Origin of the sequence: Paraburkholderia sp. GAS42 (assembly GCF_050436565.1) — a bacterium.
In the GTDB taxonomy this organism is placed as follows: domain Bacteria; phylum Pseudomonadota; class Gammaproteobacteria; order Burkholderiales; family Burkholderiaceae; genus Paraburkholderia.
Window position 1 is genome coordinate 146026 of record NZ_JBNDML010000012.1, and the last position, 16505, is coordinate 162530.

A 16505-nucleotide genomic window follows, 5' to 3' on the forward strand; every position below is an offset into this window, starting at 1 on the left:
GCCCTCATCGCCGCGCCGGCACACCCTGAAAAAGCGGTTCCGGCAGGCCGCGCGCCTCAGGCGTCGCGATAAAAACGCCACCTGCGCGCGTGTCTTTGACAAGCGCCGCTGCGTCGAGATCCACGCGCGCGCTCGTGATGTACAGCGTGCCCAGTTGCGCCCCGCCCAGCGCGACGCAACTCGGTTGCGCGGTCGGCACCGTCACGCGCGCCGTTTCGACACCGTCAGCGCCATATCGCACGACGCGCGAGCCACCCCACTGCGCGTTCCACAGGCCGCCGTCGCGATCGACGGTCGAGCCGTCGGGTTCGCCGGTCGCATCTGTGAGCGTCGTGAAAACGCGGTCACCGGAAATGCGGCCGTCGCTGCCGTATGCACAGGTGCGGATCGTGCGGGTCGGCGAATCGCAGTAATACATCGTCGCGCCGTCCGGGCTGAACGCAATACTGTTCGCAATTGCCGGCGATGGCAATGGCAAACGTTCAAGCGTCAGATCATGATTCAGGCGATAAAAGCCGCCGACCGTCTTCACCGGCGACGCCTCGTCTTTCGTTCCGAATACAAAACGCCCCTGACGGTCGCATCGGCCGTCGTTGACGCGCGTATTCAAACCCGGCTCGACGTCGACGATCCGCTGAGTCTCACCGGTAGCGAGATCGAAGAATGCGAGGTGCGACGCAAGACCAAGGAGCAGGTAATGCGGATCGGCGCACAGCGCGAACGTGGCGAGCCGCTCGGGCATCGGCCAGAACGTGCTGCGGCCGTCGCGCGGGTCGTAGCGCCACAGACGCGCGCCTTCGATGTCCGTCCAGTAAAGGCGTCCGCTGCGTGCGCACCACGTCGCGCCTTCGCCAAGCTTGCATTTTGCGTCGACGAGAAGCGCAGCCTGCTGTTCGCGCACCGCCACGCTCATGCCCAGCCTCCGTCGACGACCACGTCCTGCGCGGTCATCATGCGGCTGTCATCGGCGGCGAGGAAGAGCGCCATGCGGGCCAGATCCTCAGGCAGCAGTTCGCTGTCGATGCACTGGCCTTGCTTGATCGCTTCGCGGCCCGCATCGTCGAGCCACAGGCGCTTCTGCTTTTCAGTCATCACCCAGCCCGGCACCAGCGTATTGACGCGAATATTGAACGGCCCGAGGTCGCGCGCGAGACCGCGCGTGAGCCCCTGCACCGCCGCTTTCGACGTTACGTACACGGGATAACCACCGTTTTTCAGCATCCAGCTGATCGAGCCGAGATTGATGATCGAGCCGCCGCCCGCCGCCTTCATGTCGTCGACCACGGCCTGCGCCGCGAAAAACTGGTGACGGACGTTGACCGCGATGCCCGCGTCGAAAAACCCGGGCGTGACTTCCGCGATCTGGTGACGCTTGTCGTTCGCCGCGTTGTTGACGAGCACGGTGATCGGGCCGAGCGCCGCGCGCACGTCGGCAATGGCCTTGCGCAGTGCATCGATATCCGTCAGATCGCATGGCAAAAACAGCGGCTTGTGACGCGAGTCGCCGAGTTCGTCGGCGTGTGCTTCACCGGCGCTCGCATCGATATCGAAGAACGCGACGCGCGCGCCCTGCGCCGCGAAGTGTTCGACGAACGATGCGCCGATCCCGGTTGCGCCGCCGGTGATCAACACCGTGCGGTCGGTAAGACTCGGATAGCGCGCGTACCTGCTATCCGCCTGACGTTCATTCGCATTGGCCGGAGACGACATCGTTCGATTCCTTCTCAAAAGCAAACATTAATCACGCGAACCGCGGTTCTTGAGCTGGTCCAGCAGCACGGCGGCGAGCAGGATCGCGCCACGCACGAGGTACTGGTAGAACGCGTCGATGTTGAGCAGGTTCATCACGTTTTCGACCGTGCCCATGATGAGCACGCCGATCACGACACCCGAGATCGTCGCGCGGCCGCCCAGCAGCGACACGCCGCCCAGCACGCACGCCGAAATCACGTTCAGCTCGAAGCCTTCAGCCGCATTCGGCTGACCGGACGTAATACGCGACGCGAGAATCACACCTGCCAGCGCCGTCACTGCGCCCTGGATCAGGAAGATGTAGACGCGCGTGCGTTCCACATTGATACCGGCGAGACGCGACGCTTCCGGATTGCCACCGATCGCCAGCGTGTTACGGCCGTAGACGGTCTGGTTCAGCATCACGCCGAACACGATAAAGCACAGGAGCGTCACCCAGATCGGCAGCGATACGCCGAAGAACGACAGGCCGCCCAGCGCGATAAACGAATCCGACGAAACACCTACCGCCTGACCGTGCGACACGATGAAGCCGAGGCCACGGACGATTTCCATCGTCGCGAGCGTCGTGATCAGCGCATTGATGCGCAGGTACGCGATGACCGCGCCGTTTACGAAGCCGATCACGCCGCCAGCCGCGACCGCTGCGATGATCGCGATGAACGTGTTGCCGGTTGCGTTCAGCACCATTGCGCAGAGCACGCCCGCGAACGCGACGATCGAGCCGACCGAAAGGTCGAAGTCACGCGACGCGAGACAGAACATCATCGTGCACGCGACCATGCCGATCTGCGAAATCGACAGCGCGAGGCCGAGCATGTTGTCGATCGAGAAGAAGTGGTCGACGGTCAGCGACATCGTCAGGAACATCACCACGAAAATCACGATCAGGCTGTATTCGGTGACGTGTTGCCACCACTTCTGCTTGTCGCTGGCTTGCGGAATCAACGCATCGGCGGCGCTCTTCGCGGCCTGTTGCGCGAGGTTTTCTCTGGCTTGCATTTGATAACTCCTCCCGTTCCCCACGGGTTGTCGGACAGGTAATGAAGCGATCGTGACTGGCGATCGTGTCCGGTGAAATTCAGGCCGCCTGCGCGGCGGGTTCTGTCGAGCTTTGCGGCAGTGCAAGGCTCAGGACGGTCTGTTCGGTTGCTTCGCCGCGCTTCAGCTCGCCGGAGATCCGGCCCTGTCGCATCACGACGATGCGGTCGGACACGCCCAGCACTTCCGGCAGTTCCGACGAAATCATCACGATCGCGCAGCCGCGCTCGGCAAGCTGATAGATCACGTTATAGATCTCGTGCTTCGCGCCGACGTCGATCCCGCGCGTCGGTTCGTCGAGAATCACCACTTTCAGGTCCGGTTCGGCCAGCCAGCGCGACAGGATCGTCTTCTGCTGGTTGCCGCCCGACAGGAAACGGATCTTCTGCCGGCGGCTCGGCGTCTTGATCTTCAGCAGCTTGATGAAGCGGTCAGCCGTCTCGGCCTCTTTCCTGCGATCGAGGAACAACCCCGCGCGCAGATAGTGCCGGCGGCAGCTGATGTTGATGTTCTCCGATACGGTCGCCATCGCGACGATGCCTTCTTCCTTGCGGTCTTCCGGGCACAGCACGATGCCATGCCTGATCGCTTCACCCGCGCTGCGAATCCTGATCGTCTTGCCGTCGAGCATGATCTCGCCGGCCTTCTTGTGATCCGCGCCGTAGACGAGGTGCATCAGTTCGCTGCGGCCCGCACCCACAAGACCGAAGAAACCGACGATCTCGCCGCGGCGCACCTCGAAGTTCGCCGGCTCTTTGAGCGCGTGACCTTCGATTGCCTTCGCCGCAAAGCGCACTTCGCCGAGCGGGCGCGGCTTGTAATTCCAGATGTCCGAGATTTCGCGACCGACCATCTCGCTCACGAGCGTGTCGCGGCTGACGCCTTCGAGCGTCGGATGTGAGGCGACCTTGCGGCCGTCACGGAAAATCGTGCAGGCGTCGCACAGCTGATAGATCTCGTCCATGCGGTGCGAGATGTAGATCAGTGCGCGGTTGTCGGCGCGCAGATCGCGCACGAGCTTGAACAGCACTTCGGTTTCGCGGTGCGACAGCGAACTCGTCGGTTCGTCGAGCGCAATGACGCGCGCATTGCGCATCAGCGCCTTGCAGATTTCGACCATCTGCCGTTGCGCGATCGACAGCTTGCCCAGCTTCGCGTTCGGGTCGAGATCGACGCCCATCGCGGCGAGCCGCTCGCGCACGAAGCGTTTCGCTTCGCGCTTGTTCACCCAGCCGAGCGAATTCGGCAACTGGCCAAGCAGCAGATTTTCTGCGACGGTCAGATCGGGCACATATTGCAGTTCCTGGTGAATCACCGCGATGCCCGCGCCGATCGATGCGGCCGCGCTCGAAAAGTGCACGTCGTTGCCGTCGATCAGGATGTGGCCGGAATCCGGTTGATACTCACCACCGAGAATCTTGAGCAGGGTCGATTTCCCCGCGCCGTTCTCGCCCATCAGGCCGTGCACCTGGCCGACGTTCACCTCGAAGGACACCCCATCGAGCGCGCGCACGCCTGGAAACACCTTGCCGATATTGTCAAAACGCAGCGTCGCTGACACTTCGCTTCCCCTCACATTGCGGACGTCTCGCGCGCACACGCAATCAGACGTCACGTTCACGCGAAAAGCCCTGTCATCCCTGTTTTGTGGGCACCCTTCGACACGTCGTGTTCGCCGGGCGCCATCTGATGCCCGGCCAGGCAACTGGATGCGACATGCATCCGGCGCCTGGCCGCTTACCGCCTGCTATTGCTTATTTCGATGCGAGACCCATCTTTTCACGCACTTCACCGACGTTGTCACGCGTGGCGAGCATGCCGCTCGTCAGCGTGAGCAGCGGCGGTTCCTTGCCTTGCGTGATCCACGTGTACATCAGCGTCGACGTTTCTTCGCCGTGGCGCTTCGGGCTGATGATCACGGTGCCGAAGAAGCCCGTCGGGTTCGGCTTCTTGAACTCGTTCAATGCCGATTCCGAGCCGCCGATACCGATACCGATCATGCTGTCCGCCTTGAAGCCGCGGCCTTCTGCTGCGCGCACTGCGCCGAGCACGCCTTCGTCGTTCAGCGCGTAGGCAATCCAGTGCTTGAACTGCGGGTTCTTCGTGAGTGCGATGTTTGCTGCGTTGAAGGCGTTTTCCGTGTCGGTCTTCGCCTGCGGCGCTGCGATCACGTTTGCCTTCGGGAAGCCTGCAGCAACCAGTGCATCGGTTGCGCCCGTCGTGCGGTCGTGTGCGGTCGGCAGCTGTTCGTAGGTCACGTCGATGGCGCCGACTTCAGCCATGTTCCAGCCGCGCTTCTTGATTTCCGCAGCCAGACCGTCGCCGACCTGCTTGCCGATGTTGTACGCCGAGATGCCCATGTGCGGCACGGCGTCGATCGGCTTGCCTGCGCCGTCGACGAGGCGGTCATCGACCGTCATCATCTTCAGGCCGTCAGCCTTCGCCTTCGCCACGATGCCCGGTCCGAGCTTCACGTCCGGCGTGCAGATGATGAAGCCTTGCGCCTTTTGTGCGGAGAGGTTGTCGATCGCGCTCATCACCTTTTCGCCCGACGGTGCACCGATCTTCACCAGCGTGAAACCTTTCTCCTTAGCGGCGATTTCCGCGAACTTCCACTCGTCCTGGAACCACGGTTCTTCCGGCTGCTTCACCAGAAAACCGATCTTCACCGGATCGGCTGCCTGAGCGGCCGTCGCGCTGAAGAGCACACCCGCCGCTGCAGCTGCCAGCGTGAGGAAAATTCTACGTTTCATAATGCGTGTCTCCTGACTGATTGGTAACGAGAAGGTGGTTGGCCGCGTCTTCTTTTGCCGGTTGTCGCGACACACGCGGCCAGTGCGTCGCCCGACTGAAAACCGTGTTCCTGCCCTGCCTTTTTGCCAGTGCTAGTCGTGGTACAGCGCCGAGCGCCCGCCATCGACCGTGATACAGCTCGCATTGATGAACGGCGCTTCATCCGATGCGAGAAAGACTGCTGTCATCGCCACTTCTTCCGGGCGGCCGATACGCTTCATCGGCTGCAGATCCAGGGTTGCCTTTTGCGCTGCAGCCGGGTCCGGCTGACCGTCCCACCAGTCGCGCGTCAACTGCGTCTCGACGTAACCCGGCGCAATCGCGTTCACCCGCACGTTGCGCGGCGCGTATTCGATGCCGAGCGCGCGCGTCAGACCCAGCACGCCGTGTTTCGCAACGGGGTACGGAAAGCAACCCGGAATGATCTTGAATGCATGTGTCGACGCAATGTTCACGATGCTGCCGGCGCCACGTTCGACCATGCCCGGCAACACGGCGCGACAACCGTTCCACACGCCGTCGAGATCGACCGCGAAACAACGGCGCCAGTCATCATCCGTCATCGTTAGCGGGTCGCAGAATACGTTGATACCCGCATTGTTGATGAGCACGTTGAGCGGTCCGAATGCCTTTTCCGCTTCGCTCACGGCGTGTTGCACCGACGCCGGTTGCGTCACATCGGTTTGCACCGCCAGCACTTTCGCGCCGGGCTGCAGACCGTATTGCGCTTCGATTTCGCGCGCAGTGTGCTGCGCGGTTTCGATATCCAGCTCAGCCAGCACGACGGCCGCGCCTTCGCGCGCGAAGGCATGTGCGATCGCCGCACCGATGCCACGACCAGCGCCGGTGATCAATGCGACCTTGTCGGCCAGACGGTTCATTTCTGTGCACCTGCCTTCGCGATGCGCAGGCCGTTGACGTACGCCTTCGCGTGCGATGCCGTGACCGCCGCGCTCTGACCTGGCTTGTACAGCGCGGAACCCAGACCGAAGCCGTTCGCGCCCGCCGTGAGGAACGGACCCATGTTGTCCGGCGTGATGCCGCCGACCGGCACGAGCGGCACTTCAGCCGCGATCACCGCGCGCCACGCCTTTACGACGTGCGCACCGAGCTGTTCGGCCGGGAACATCTTGAGTACGTCGGCGCCATTCTTCAGCGCAAGAAACGCTTCGTTCGGCGTCGCGACGCCCGGCGAGCAGGCCAGGCCCAGCGCCTTGGCGGCGATGACAACTTCGGAATCGCTATGCGGCATCACGATCAGTTCGCCGCCGGCCGCTTTCACGTCGTTGACGAAGCTCGGATGCAGCACGGTGCCCGCGCCGACGATGGCGTCGGCCGGCAGTGCCTGACGGATCGCAGCGATGCTGTCGAACGGCTGCGGCGAATTCAGCGGCACTTCGACAATGCGGAAACCCGCTTCGTACAGTGCGCGGCCGTGGTCGGCGGCATCGACGGGCGTGATGCCGCGCATGATCGCGATCAACGGACACGCCTCGAATGCGGCGATCAGCCTCGCATGCGGCATGTATGGTGCGGGCAGGTTGATGTGAGGTTGCATGTCGATTCCTTGTGCGTTCGTGGGCGGTCGTCAGCCGGCAGAACGGGTGGTCGTGCCGGTGCTGGCCTTCGTTCCGGCGGCAGCGACGAGGCCTGCCTGCGTCGCGATGCGCCACAGACCATGTTCCGTTGCGTGCTGCACGAGTGCGGCCTGGGTGCAGCCGAATTGCGCGAGTGCGAGCCGGTAGCGTTCGCACAGCGCCTCGTTGCCGATGAGCAGTAGCGACTTGCCGGCGAGCGAATTCTGCTGCTGCATGAGTACCGCTTCGAGACCGGCGAGTTCGTGGCCGATCAGGAGACCCGACAGATAGTCGGGCTGTTCGATCGATGCGAGTTGTCCGGTCAGGCCGAGCGTGCGCGTGCTGAAGATCGTCGCGAGTACGCCGGCGGTGCCGCTGTTGCGCGCGACGCTGACGCCGCGCAGAAATGCCTCGGTGTCGGGCGATTCGGGCGCGGTCATTGTGCGGCCGAGGATCGTGTGGTCGCGCAGCGCGGCGAATACTTCACCCGTCATGAAGGTGTGAAAGCGTTCGATACGACCGCCGCGCACGACGGCCCATTTCGCGTGCGTGCCGGGCAGGCCGATCAGTTCGCTTGCGTCGATCGCGCCGTTCGCCTTGCCTGCTTCGCCGGAAACAGCAGTCTTTCCGGCGAGCGCGCCGAAAATCTGCGTTTCTTCGCCGCGCATGACGTTCGGCAACTCGCCGCGTTGCAGGACACCCGGCACGATATGGATCGTGAGACCGCGGGCGGTCTTGACGCGCACGATGCCGGCGACGAGCGAATCCGCGTCGGCGGGCGCATCGACGTACGGCGCTTCGGTCCAGCCCTGCGCGCTGCCGACCATGCCCGCCGCGACGACCGGCAGATCTGGACACTGGTCGAGCCAGGTACCGCAGGCGGCGTCGAACGCGGCATCGAAGCCGCCATCGACGGCCGGACGCGGCAGGTTCATGATGCCGGCCGACGAAGCGCACGTCGCCAGCACATTGCCGGCTGTATCGAGGAGATAGGCGCGCAGCGACGTCGTGCCCCAGTCGAGGGCGATCAGCGCGGCGGCGTTCAGATTCGCGACTTCGGCGACATCGGTGTGATGGCCGGCGCGTGCCTCTGATGCGGGCGCATTTGCGGTGCGCGCCGCGGTCGAGGTGCTCGACTGACTCATCGTTTGATCCTGCGCGTGGTCGGTTGCGGCACACGCCAGCCCAGTTCTTCCGAGATCGCGCGCGCTTCGCGCTGCACGACCGGGATCAGTTCATCCATGCGTTCAAGCGACATATAGGGAATCGTGCTCGCCACCGACAGCGCCGCGACGACCGCGCCCGACGCATCGCGTACGGGCGCCGCGACACAGCGGATGGAGGCTTCGTTTTCTTCGAGGTCGAACGTGTAGCCGCCCGTCGAGTAGTTGGTCATGCGCTGCATGAAGGTCAGCGCATCCGGGCGGTTATCCGGTTTGAAGCTGACACCGGCGAGCGCGCGGCGCGACGCTTCGAAGAGCGAGCGCCAGGCGTCGGGCGGCAGGTCGAGCATCATCGCCTTGCCGATACCGGTCGACGCGAGCGGCATCCGGTGACCCACGCGCGAACGCATTTCGAGGCCACGGGTACCGGGAATCTTGTCGATGTAGAGGACGTCGTCGCCGTCGCGTACGCCGAGGTGGATGGTGTCGAGCGTCTGTTCGGCGAGGGCTTCCAGATGCGGACGCGCGACGGCCGTGAGCGGCATCTGTTCGAGGGCGATGGTGCCGAGTTCGATCAACTTCGGACCGAGCAGGTAGCCGCCCTGAACCTGACGCAGATAACGCGCCTGGACGAGGCTGCTGACGAGGCGGTGGGTGGTGCTACGGGTCGTGCCGAGCGCGGCGCCGAAGGTGCGCAGATCACGCACGCCAGCGGCGGCGGCTTCGAGGATGGCGAGACCGCGCAGGAGCGTTTGCGTGCCGGCCTGTTGCGGCGTGACGTCGAGCAGCGTGCTGGGGACGGCAAAGGAGTCCGTCTGCGCGGCGGCCGATGAGGTCGATGGGGTCGATGCGCTCGCTGCGCCGTTGGAACGGGACGCTGGCTGAGCTGTTTGTGGCGCCTGTGGTTTAGGCGCGTCGGCCTCGCGCGCCTCTTCTCGCCGGTGTATCTCGGACATAGGTTTGCTCGTCTCCGATGTTTGTCTTTTGCGTCTGCTTTTTTTGCTGCGATGCAGCAGTGCTGGCGCTTTTGGCCGCTCTCGCGACTCGTTGGTCTGGATTGTAGGGCGGTTTTTCTTGTTATCCAATATGTGAGTGTTGTGGTCATATAATGGGATATTGCTTCTTGCGGCGCGGTTTTGTTTTTTTCTTGTTCTGACTTTCGTTGGGCTTTCCTTGTAGCCATATCGGTCTATTTGTGTTGCCCCTGTGCGGGGCAGCGCCTGATTTTCTTTGTCCCTCAAGGGGAATTCGTTCGGGGCGTCCTTGCCGACCGGCGCTTCTTCCTCCGCGTCTTGAGCCTTTTGTTGGCCTTTCCTTGTTTTCATGTCGGTCTATTGGCGTCGCCCCTGTGCGGGGCGGCACCTACTTTTCTTTGTCCTTGCCAAAGAAAAGTAGGCAAAAGAAAGGCGCCGAAAACTCGTCCGTTCCGGAGTGTGTCGCACGCGGGGAATGGCACCCCATGAAGTGTCGCCCTCGCCCTTCACGTGGTATGGGTCCGCACACGATCTGATCCCCCGCGCAGTACCGCTCGTGACACAGGGCTCATCCACCCCACTCCGCACTGCGTGCGTCGCGGACGGATTCGCCAGACGGCGGCATGGTTGCGTTAGCTCACTGCGCCGCACGCGCGCAGCACGGCGCAGCAATGACGGCGCAAGCCGTCGGCGGCGGAATCGGTCAGGAAGGCAGTACGCAAGCGGCTACGCGGAAACTATGCCGTCGGCGATGTGACGTGGTGTGACGTGATGTGACGTGACGTGACGTGACGTGACGTGACGTGACGTGACGTGACGTGACGTGACGTGACGTGACGTGACGTAAAGGTTATGCCATTCGGCGACGCAACGCGGAGCCGGGTGGATGAGCCCTTTGTCACGAAGTGTGCTGTGCGGGGGATCCGATCGTGCGCGGGCCGATGCCGGGTGAAATGCGGGGGCGACACCTCATGGGGTGCCATTCCCCGGTGATGACGCACCAGGAAGCGAAGAGTTTTCGGCGCCTTTCTTTTGCCTACTTTTCTTTGGCAAGGACAAAGAAAAGTAGGTGCCGCCCCGCACAGGGGCGACGCAAATAGACCGACATGAATACAAGGAAAGGCCAACAAACCCAGAGCAACGAAAAACCCCTGGCTAGACCAACAAAAAAAACTCACTGCGGCAGTTCAGCCGCTCCCATACGCCTGGCAATCACCCCGGCCCGTTGGGCCAGATACCCCGACCCGCGATGTTCGTCGAAATATTTAGGCCGCGGCAGCATCACCGCCAGCCGCGCCGACTGCCCACCCGACAACTTCATCGCCGAAGTCCTGTAGTAATAGCGAGCAGCGGCTTCAGCACCATAAACCCCATTCCCCCACTCAACGGAGTTGAGATAAATCTCAAAGATCCGTTCCTTGTCCATCAACGTCTCAAGCATCCACGTGATGATCAGTTCCTGTCCCTTGCGGATATAACTCTTCTCCCGCGACAGGAACAGATTGCGCGCCAGCTGCTGCGTAATCGTCGAGCCGCCCGCGACGATCTTCCCGCGCGCCTTGTTCTTCTCCCACGCCTGAAGAATCGCGTCCGTCTCGTAACCGTTGTTATTGACGAAGTTCGCATCCTCGGAAGCAATGATCGCCCGCTTCAGATTCCGCGAAATCTGCCCGTACGGCACCCACGTATGTTGAATGGACAGGTCCGGACGGTCCTGCGAAAGACGCCACGCATCCGAGCGCATGAACGCCGTCGACTGCGGATTCACCACGTTCCAGATCGCGATCTGCGCAAAGTAATAAACCTGGGTCGCAAGCCACGCACACACGAATACCGCCAGCACGTAGAACACCCATCGGATAATCCCCGGCTGGCTCGCGCGCCTCGCTCCTGTCATCGTCGATGTCCCCCGTTCGATTGATACCGAAACGCACGCCGCCGGGAATCAGGCCGCCGGCGTTTTCATCATCGCGCGCAACGCGGCCAGCACCGGCGCGCCGTCCGGTCGCACGCCGCGCCAGATGTAGAACGACTCGGCCGCCTGCTCGACGAGCATGCCGAGCCCATCCGCCGCCCGCGCGCCGAGTGCCTGCGCGTGGCGCATGAACACCGTCGGCTGCGCGCCGTACATCATGTCGTAAGCGAGCGTGTCCGCGCCGAATGCGGCGGCGTCGCACTCGGGAAGCGCTGCGTCGAGGCTGCTCGCCGTCGCGTTGACGATCACGTCGTATGTATGAGGTTCGATTGCCCGCGCGCCGCCACCTGTCAGACGACAGCCGGCTTCGCGCGCCGCCGCGGCGAACTGCGCGACGAGTTCGTCAGCCTTCGCCGACGTACGGTTCACGATCGTCAGCGTCTGCGGCAAACGATCGAGCATCGGCAGCACGACGCCGCGCGCCGCGCCGCCCGCGCCCAGCAGCAGGATGCGCGCGCCCTTCAGCACGACGCCCAGATTCACCTCGATGTCGCGCACGAGCCCGATGCCATCGGTGTTGTCGCCGTGAATGCCGTCTTCGCGAAAGCTCAGCGTGTTCACCGCGCCCGCCGCAGCCGCGCGCGGCGACAATGTGTCCGCAAGCGCGTGCGCCTCGAGCTTGAACGGCACCGTCACGTTCATGCCGCAACCACCGGCTTCGATGAATGCACGCACGTGCGGCACGAACGCATCGACCGGTGCGAGCAGGCGCGTGTAGTCCACAGGCTCGCCCGTCTGCTCGGCGAATCGCGCGTGAATGAACGGCGACTTGCTGTGCGCGACCGGATTGCCAATCACTGCGTAGCGATCGCGCGGTGTGCCCTCGCCCGATTTGACGTCGGTATTCATCGTCCAGGTTCCGTCACGTGCTGTTCCGATGATGCCGCATCGCCCGCGACCTGGCCGTCACCTTCGAGGCTGTCCTCGCCATCCGCGTCAGTCGCACCATCGGCCTCGGCCTGCGCTTCGGCTTCGCTTTCGGCGGAATCGTCGGCGGCGTCGATCAGCTCTTCTTCGCCTTCGTCGGCTTCGTCAACCTCTTCCGCTTCGGCGGCGCCGGTGCCGCTCGTGACCTGCGGCGCATCCAGCACGTGCAGCAGACGCACCGACGCTTCCACCGTCAGTTCATCCAGCGACATCACTTCCATCAGCAGTTTCGTACCGCGTGCATGCACGCCGAGTCCCGGCACATGCAGCAGCAGCGGGATCTCGTCGAGGCGCACCAGATCGCCCTTCACCACCGAAGCCACCACCTGCTTCTTCTCTTCCTGACGCAGCCAGCGCAGACACCAGAAGTACTCCATCCGGCGCTGGTGATCGGCATACGCCGTATAGGTGTCGTCGAAGCCCTGAACGACGGCGAACAGATCCGCGTCCTTCGGCTTGAACGGCGCGGCGAGCTTCGCCGTCACACCGTGCTGCACGCATGCGAGCAACTGCCACTGATTGACGAGATCGACATACCGGCGCAGCGGCGACGTGCTCCATGCATACTGCGCCACGCCGAGGCCTTCGTGCGGCGCGGCGGACGTCTGCATGCGCGTGCGCTTCGGGCCCGTCGGCGCACCAAAGGCACGCTGCGAGCGATAGATGCCCGGCACGCCGTGGTCGTGCAAAAACGCGCCCCACGACGAGTTCGCGAGAATCGCCAGTTCGGCGACGATCGTATCGAGCGGTGAACCGCGACGGCGCGGCGTGATCGTTACGTGCTCGCCTTCAACATAGAAGTTGAAGTCGGTATTGCGCTGCACTTCACGCTTCAGACCATACCCGGCCCGCGCCTGCTGACGCTTTTCGAAGAGCGCCTGCGCGAACGGCCACAACACCGCGATGTCGTCCTTGTGTGGATACTCGCCCGTGCCTGCGGCGAGCGATTCTTCGGTCACCAGTTCATCGAGCGTGTTGTGTCGCAGGTTGTTCTTCACGAACACGCGCTCGGCGCGCGTCTCGCTCGCGACAATATCCAGCGTCTCGCGATTCACGATCACATACAGCGACAACGCCGGACGCAAACCGCCTTCCTTCAGCGTGAACGCGTCGACAACGTCGTCGGGCAGCATCGTGATCTTGTCGCCCGGCATGTAGACCGTCGACAGACGCCCGCGAGCGATCGCGTCGACCGCATCGCCGCGCCCGATCCCGAGCGCCGGCGCCGCGATGTGCACACCGATCCGGACGCGGCCATCCGACAGATGCTCGACGGAAAATGCGTCGTCGATTTCGGTGGTGGTGATGTCGTCGATCGAGAAGGCTTCGACTTCGGCTTCCGGCAGATCGTCCGGCAACGCGCCGACGGTGACCGGCGGGAAACCGGTGCCATGCGGGAAAAACTCGGAGAGAAAGCGCGCTTCATGCAGCGCGCGCGCCGACGGAATGCCGCCGCAGTCGAGCATCAGACGCGCCATCGAAATGCCGCGCGCCGCCGCAGCTGCTTCGAGCGCCTTGTATTCGATCGTGTTCTTGTCAGGCTTCGTCAAGAGACCCAGCGACTTGCCCGCGAGCGATTCCGGCAGACGCCCCGCCTTCAGTTCGTCCTCGAGACCGGCCTGCACCAGCGCCTGCTGGCGCTTGCGCTCCAGACCGGCGAGCGCCATCTGCAGCTGTTCCTGCGGCGCGCGCTGATACTGCCCGCGACCCTTGCGGCGGAAATACACCGGCGCGCCGTGCATGCGCAACACGAGCGCCGCGCGTTCGACCGCGCCGTACGACTCGCCGTAATACTCTTTCGCGAGCGTCGCGAAGGCGAACTCGTCTTCCGGCGCGCATTCCCACAGGAAATCGAGGTCGATTTCCTGTGCGGCGGCGTCGGCCTGCTGCATCAGTTCGCCGGCGGCGGGCTTTTCGAATTCGATCAGGACATCCTTCGCGCGCACCTTCGCGCGCCGCCCGCCCGGCAATTCGACCTGAAACGCGTCGCCCTGACGCGACAGCACGCTGCCCGCCTTGAAACTGCCCGATTCCTCAAAGAAAACGTTCACTCAGTACTCTCGTTCAGACTTCAACCGGCCGACGCGAATCGCTCGCGCGTCCGGCTTCATGTTCGTGGTGGTGGTCCGCAGCCGACGCTCCTTTTTGCCGAAGCGCCCGCGGATCAGGAAATCATGCCGCCTCGCGCGGCGCTGGCGGCTGTGCATCGCAAAATGCGAGCACGTCGTCGACATAGTGGGGAAATTCGCTGATTGCGTGGTCACTGCCTTCTATCAGTGTCGTCCTTGCGCCAGGATAGTGTGCAAGCATTTCCCGGTAATCCAGCACTTCGTCGCCCGTCGCGGCAATCAGATAATAGCGTTCGGGCCGTGTGATCGACGCGACGCTGAGCGCCCGCAATTCGTCCAGATGGCGCGGCTCGACGACGATACTGCCGCCGCCGTGCCACAGTGGCTGTTCGCCGAGATACTGGCCCAGGTCACGTTGCGGCACGACCGCCGGATTCAGCAGCACCGCCGGCCAGCCGTGCTTTTCAGCGAGATACGTCGCGAAATAGCCACCCAGCGAACTGCCAATCACGGTGACGTCCTGCGCGCCCCGTACGACCGATTCAGCCAGCGCCACGGTTTCAAGCGGCGAGACGGGCAGCATCGGACAGCACCATTCGTCGCTGCGGCCCAGTTCGGCGAGCCGCGCCGCCATCACGCGCGCCTTGAACGAATTCGGCGACGAACGGAAACCGTGCAGATAGAGAATCACGCTGCGCCCCGCCGGCCCTCGGCCACCACATCCGACGAAGATCGCGCCGACAACGCGTCGAGCAGCTTTTGATGCACACCGCCAAAGCCGCCATTACTCATCACCAGCACCTGATCGCCCGGCTGCGCCGCCGCGGCAACCGCTTTGACCAGCGCTTCAATATTGTTGAATGCCTGCGCCTTGTCGCCAAGCGGCGCCAGCGCTTCGGCGAGATCCCAGCCGAGCGCGTCGCGGCCAGACGGCGCGCCGTACCCGAAAACAAGATCCGCGGTGGCGAGACTTGCCGGCAGTTGCGCCTTCATGACGCCGAGCTTCATGGTGTTCGAGCGCGGTTCGAGCACCGCGAGAATCCGCGTGCGCTCCCGGCCAACACGCGTGCGCAGCCCGGCGAGCGTGGTTTCGATCGCCGTCGGATGATGCGCGAAGTCGTCGTAGACGGTCACGCCATCGACGCTGCCCCGCACTTCCATGCGCCGCTTCACGTTGCGGAACGTCGCGAGCGAGTGCGCGGCCTGCGCCGGCGGCACGCCGACGTGGCGCGCGGCGGCAATCGCGGCGATCGCGTTCATCCGGTTGTGATCGCCCTGAACCATCCAGTCGACGACGCCCGCGCGCTCACCGTCGTGATACACGGCAAAGCGTTCGTCGACGGGTATGCCATCTTCCGCGGGCAGCGCCTGCCAGCCACCCTCGACGCCAAACCGCTCCACTTCGCTCCAGCAGCCGCGGGTGAGCACACGTTCGAGCGCGTCTTCACGACCGTTCGTGATAATGCGGCCGATGCCCGGCACCGTGCGAACGAGATGGTGAAACTGGGTTTCGATCGCGGCGAGATCCGGGAAGATGTCCGCGTGATCGAATTCGAGGTTGTTCAGGATCGCCGTTTTCGGCCGGTAGTGGACGAACTTCGAACGCTTGTCGAAGAACGCAGTGTCGTATTCGTCAGCTTCGATCACGAAGAAGCTCGAATCGGTCAGCCGCGCCGACACGCCGAAGTTCAGCGGCACACCGCCAATCAGGAAGCCGGGGTTCATACCGGCATCTTCGAGCAGCCACGTCAGCATCGAAGAAGTTGTCGTCTTGCCATGGGTGCCGGCCACGGCCAGCACCCATTTGCCGTTCAGCACGTGCTCACCCAGCCACTGCGGGCCGGACGTATACGGCAGGCCGCGATCGAGGATCGCTTCCATCAGCGGATTGCCGCGCGAAACGACATTGCCGATGACAAAAAGGTCCGGCTTCAGGTCAACCTGCTCCGCGCCATAGCCTTCGATCAGATCGATGCCCAGCGCTTCGAGCTGCGTGCTCATCGGTGGATAGACGCCGGCGTCGCAGCCGGTCACCTTGTGGCCCGCGCCGCGTGCGAGCGCGGCGAGACCGCCCATGAACGTGCCGCAGATGCCGAGGATGTGGATGTGCATAAGCCTGTCGTGCCGCGCGGGCGTACTTTTTGCGAGGGAAAGGAGTGCGCAGGACCGGTCTTTCAGGATCGTCTGCAAGGGACGCTATTGTAACCGACGCCCCTGTTACAGCCGCGCCGCTT

The 16505-nt window shown here is 63.6% G+C and carries 14 protein-coding genes; all 14 read right to left on the reverse strand.

From position 1 onward, the window contains the following. Window positions 1-4: 4 nt before the first annotated feature. The gene (locus tag P3T16_RS19110; protein WP_429343443.1) at window positions 5-913 is read right to left on the reverse strand and encodes an SMP-30/gluconolactonase/LRE family protein; all 909 of its coding nucleotides are present in this window, start codon (window positions 911-913) and stop codon (window positions 5-7) included. Next, window positions 910-1710 carry an SDR family NAD(P)-dependent oxidoreductase gene (locus P3T16_RS19115; protein WP_429343444.1) on the reverse strand — a complete coding sequence of 267 codons (801 nt, stop codon included), beginning with the start codon at window positions 1708-1710 and terminating at the stop codon, window positions 910-912. The genes P3T16_RS19110 and P3T16_RS19115 overlap by 4 nt, the downstream gene beginning before the upstream one ends. 27 nt (window positions 1711-1737) lie before the next feature. Next, a complete protein-coding gene (araH, locus tag P3T16_RS19120; RefSeq protein WP_429255489.1) occupies window positions 1738-2754 on the reverse strand; it encodes an L-arabinose ABC transporter permease AraH in 1017 nt (338 codons plus the stop codon). Between the two features lie 79 nt (window positions 2755-2833). After that, window positions 2834-4354, reverse strand: coding sequence for an L-arabinose ABC transporter ATP-binding protein AraG (gene araG / locus P3T16_RS19125; RefSeq protein ID WP_429343445.1), 1521 nt, complete (start codon window positions 4352-4354; stop codon window positions 2834-2836). Between the two features lie 193 nt (window positions 4355-4547). Continuing rightward, a complete protein-coding gene (locus tag P3T16_RS19130; RefSeq protein ID WP_429255491.1) occupies window positions 4548-5546 on the reverse strand; it encodes an arabinose ABC transporter substrate-binding protein in 999 nt (332 codons plus the stop codon). A 132-nt stretch (window positions 5547-5678) separates the two neighbouring features. Further along, a complete protein-coding gene (locus P3T16_RS19135) occupies window positions 5679-6467 on the reverse strand; it encodes an SDR family oxidoreductase (RefSeq protein WP_429343446.1) in 789 nt (262 codons plus the stop codon). Continuing rightward, window positions 6464-7144, reverse strand: a complete 681-nt coding sequence (locus P3T16_RS19140; protein ID WP_429255493.1) for a 2-dehydro-3-deoxy-6-phosphogalactonate aldolase — start codon at window positions 7142-7144, stop codon at window positions 6464-6466. Before P3T16_RS19140 ends, P3T16_RS19135 begins: the two co-directional genes overlap by 4 nt. 30 nt (window positions 7145-7174) lie before the next feature. Further along, on the reverse strand, window positions 7175-8308 hold the full coding sequence (locus P3T16_RS19145) for a 2-dehydro-3-deoxygalactonokinase (protein WP_429343447.1): 1134 nt from the start codon (window positions 8306-8308) through the stop codon (window positions 7175-7177). Next, window positions 8305-9282, reverse strand: a complete 978-nt coding sequence (locus P3T16_RS19150; RefSeq protein ID WP_429255495.1) for an IclR family transcriptional regulator — start codon at window positions 9280-9282, stop codon at window positions 8305-8307. The genes P3T16_RS19145 and P3T16_RS19150 overlap by 4 nt, the downstream gene beginning before the upstream one ends. A gap of 1192 nt (window positions 9283-10474) precedes the next feature. Beyond that, window positions 10475-11197 (reverse strand): monofunctional biosynthetic peptidoglycan transglycosylase, encoded by a 723-nt coding sequence (gene mtgA, locus P3T16_RS19155; protein ID WP_429255497.1) that lies wholly within the window; start codon window positions 11195-11197, stop codon window positions 10475-10477. A 48-nt stretch (window positions 11198-11245) separates the two neighbouring features. Continuing rightward, on the reverse strand, window positions 11246-12124 hold the full coding sequence (aroE, locus tag P3T16_RS19160) for a shikimate dehydrogenase (RefSeq protein ID WP_429343448.1): 879 nt from the start codon (window positions 12122-12124) through the stop codon (window positions 11246-11248). Beyond that, complete coding sequence (locus P3T16_RS19165; RefSeq protein ID WP_429343449.1) at window positions 12121-14253, reverse strand: ribonuclease catalytic domain-containing protein; 2133 nt, start codon at window positions 14251-14253, stop codon at window positions 12121-12123. The genes aroE and P3T16_RS19165 overlap by 4 nt, the downstream gene beginning before the upstream one ends. A gap of 121 nt (window positions 14254-14374) precedes the next feature. Continuing rightward, a complete protein-coding gene (locus P3T16_RS19170; RefSeq protein ID WP_429255500.1) occupies window positions 14375-14962 on the reverse strand; it encodes a YqiA/YcfP family alpha/beta fold hydrolase in 588 nt (195 codons plus the stop codon). Continuing rightward, a complete protein-coding gene (gene mpl, locus P3T16_RS19175) occupies window positions 14959-16383 on the reverse strand; it encodes a UDP-N-acetylmuramate:L-alanyl-gamma-D-glutamyl-meso-diaminopimelate ligase (RefSeq protein WP_429343450.1) in 1425 nt (474 codons plus the stop codon). Before mpl ends, P3T16_RS19170 begins: the two co-directional genes overlap by 4 nt. Between the last annotated feature and the right edge of the window lie 122 nt (window positions 16384-16505).

Coding starts and splice junctions, on each gene's coding strand:
- mpl (WP_429343450.1), bottom strand. CDS start 16,383: ATGCACATCCACATCCTCGGCATCTGCGGCACGTTCATGGGCGGTCTC.
- P3T16_RS19150 (WP_429255495.1), bottom strand. CDS start 9,282: ATGTCCGAGATACACCGGCGAGAAGAGGCGCGCGAGGCCGACGCGCCT.
- P3T16_RS19140 (WP_429255493.1), bottom strand. CDS start 7,144: ATGCAACCTCACATCAACCTGCCCGCACCATACATGCCGCATGCGAGG.
- P3T16_RS19145 (WP_429343447.1), bottom strand. CDS start 8,308: ATGAGTCAGTCGAGCACCTCGACCGCGGCGCGCACCGCAAATGCGCCC.
- P3T16_RS19115 (WP_429343444.1), bottom strand. CDS start 1,710: ATGTCGTCTCCGGCCAATGCGAATGAACGTCAGGCGGATAGCAGGTAC.
- araH (WP_429255489.1), bottom strand. CDS start 2,754: ATGCAAGCCAGAGAAAACCTCGCGCAACAGGCCGCGAAGAGCGCCGCC.
- P3T16_RS19110 (WP_429343443.1), bottom strand. CDS start 913: ATGAGCGTGGCGGTGCGCGAACAGCAGGCTGCGCTTCTCGTCGACGCA.
- aroE (WP_429343448.1), bottom strand. CDS start 12,124: ATGAATACCGACGTCAAATCGGGCGAGGGCACACCGCGCGATCGCTAC.
- P3T16_RS19130 (WP_429255491.1), bottom strand. CDS start 5,546: ATGAAACGTAGAATTTTCCTCACGCTGGCAGCTGCAGCGGCGGGTGTG.
- mtgA (WP_429255497.1), bottom strand. CDS start 11,197: ATGACAGGAGCGAGGCGCGCGAGCCAGCCGGGGATTATCCGATGGGTG.
- P3T16_RS19135 (WP_429343446.1), bottom strand. CDS start 6,467: ATGAACCGTCTGGCCGACAAGGTCGCATTGATCACCGGCGCTGGTCGT.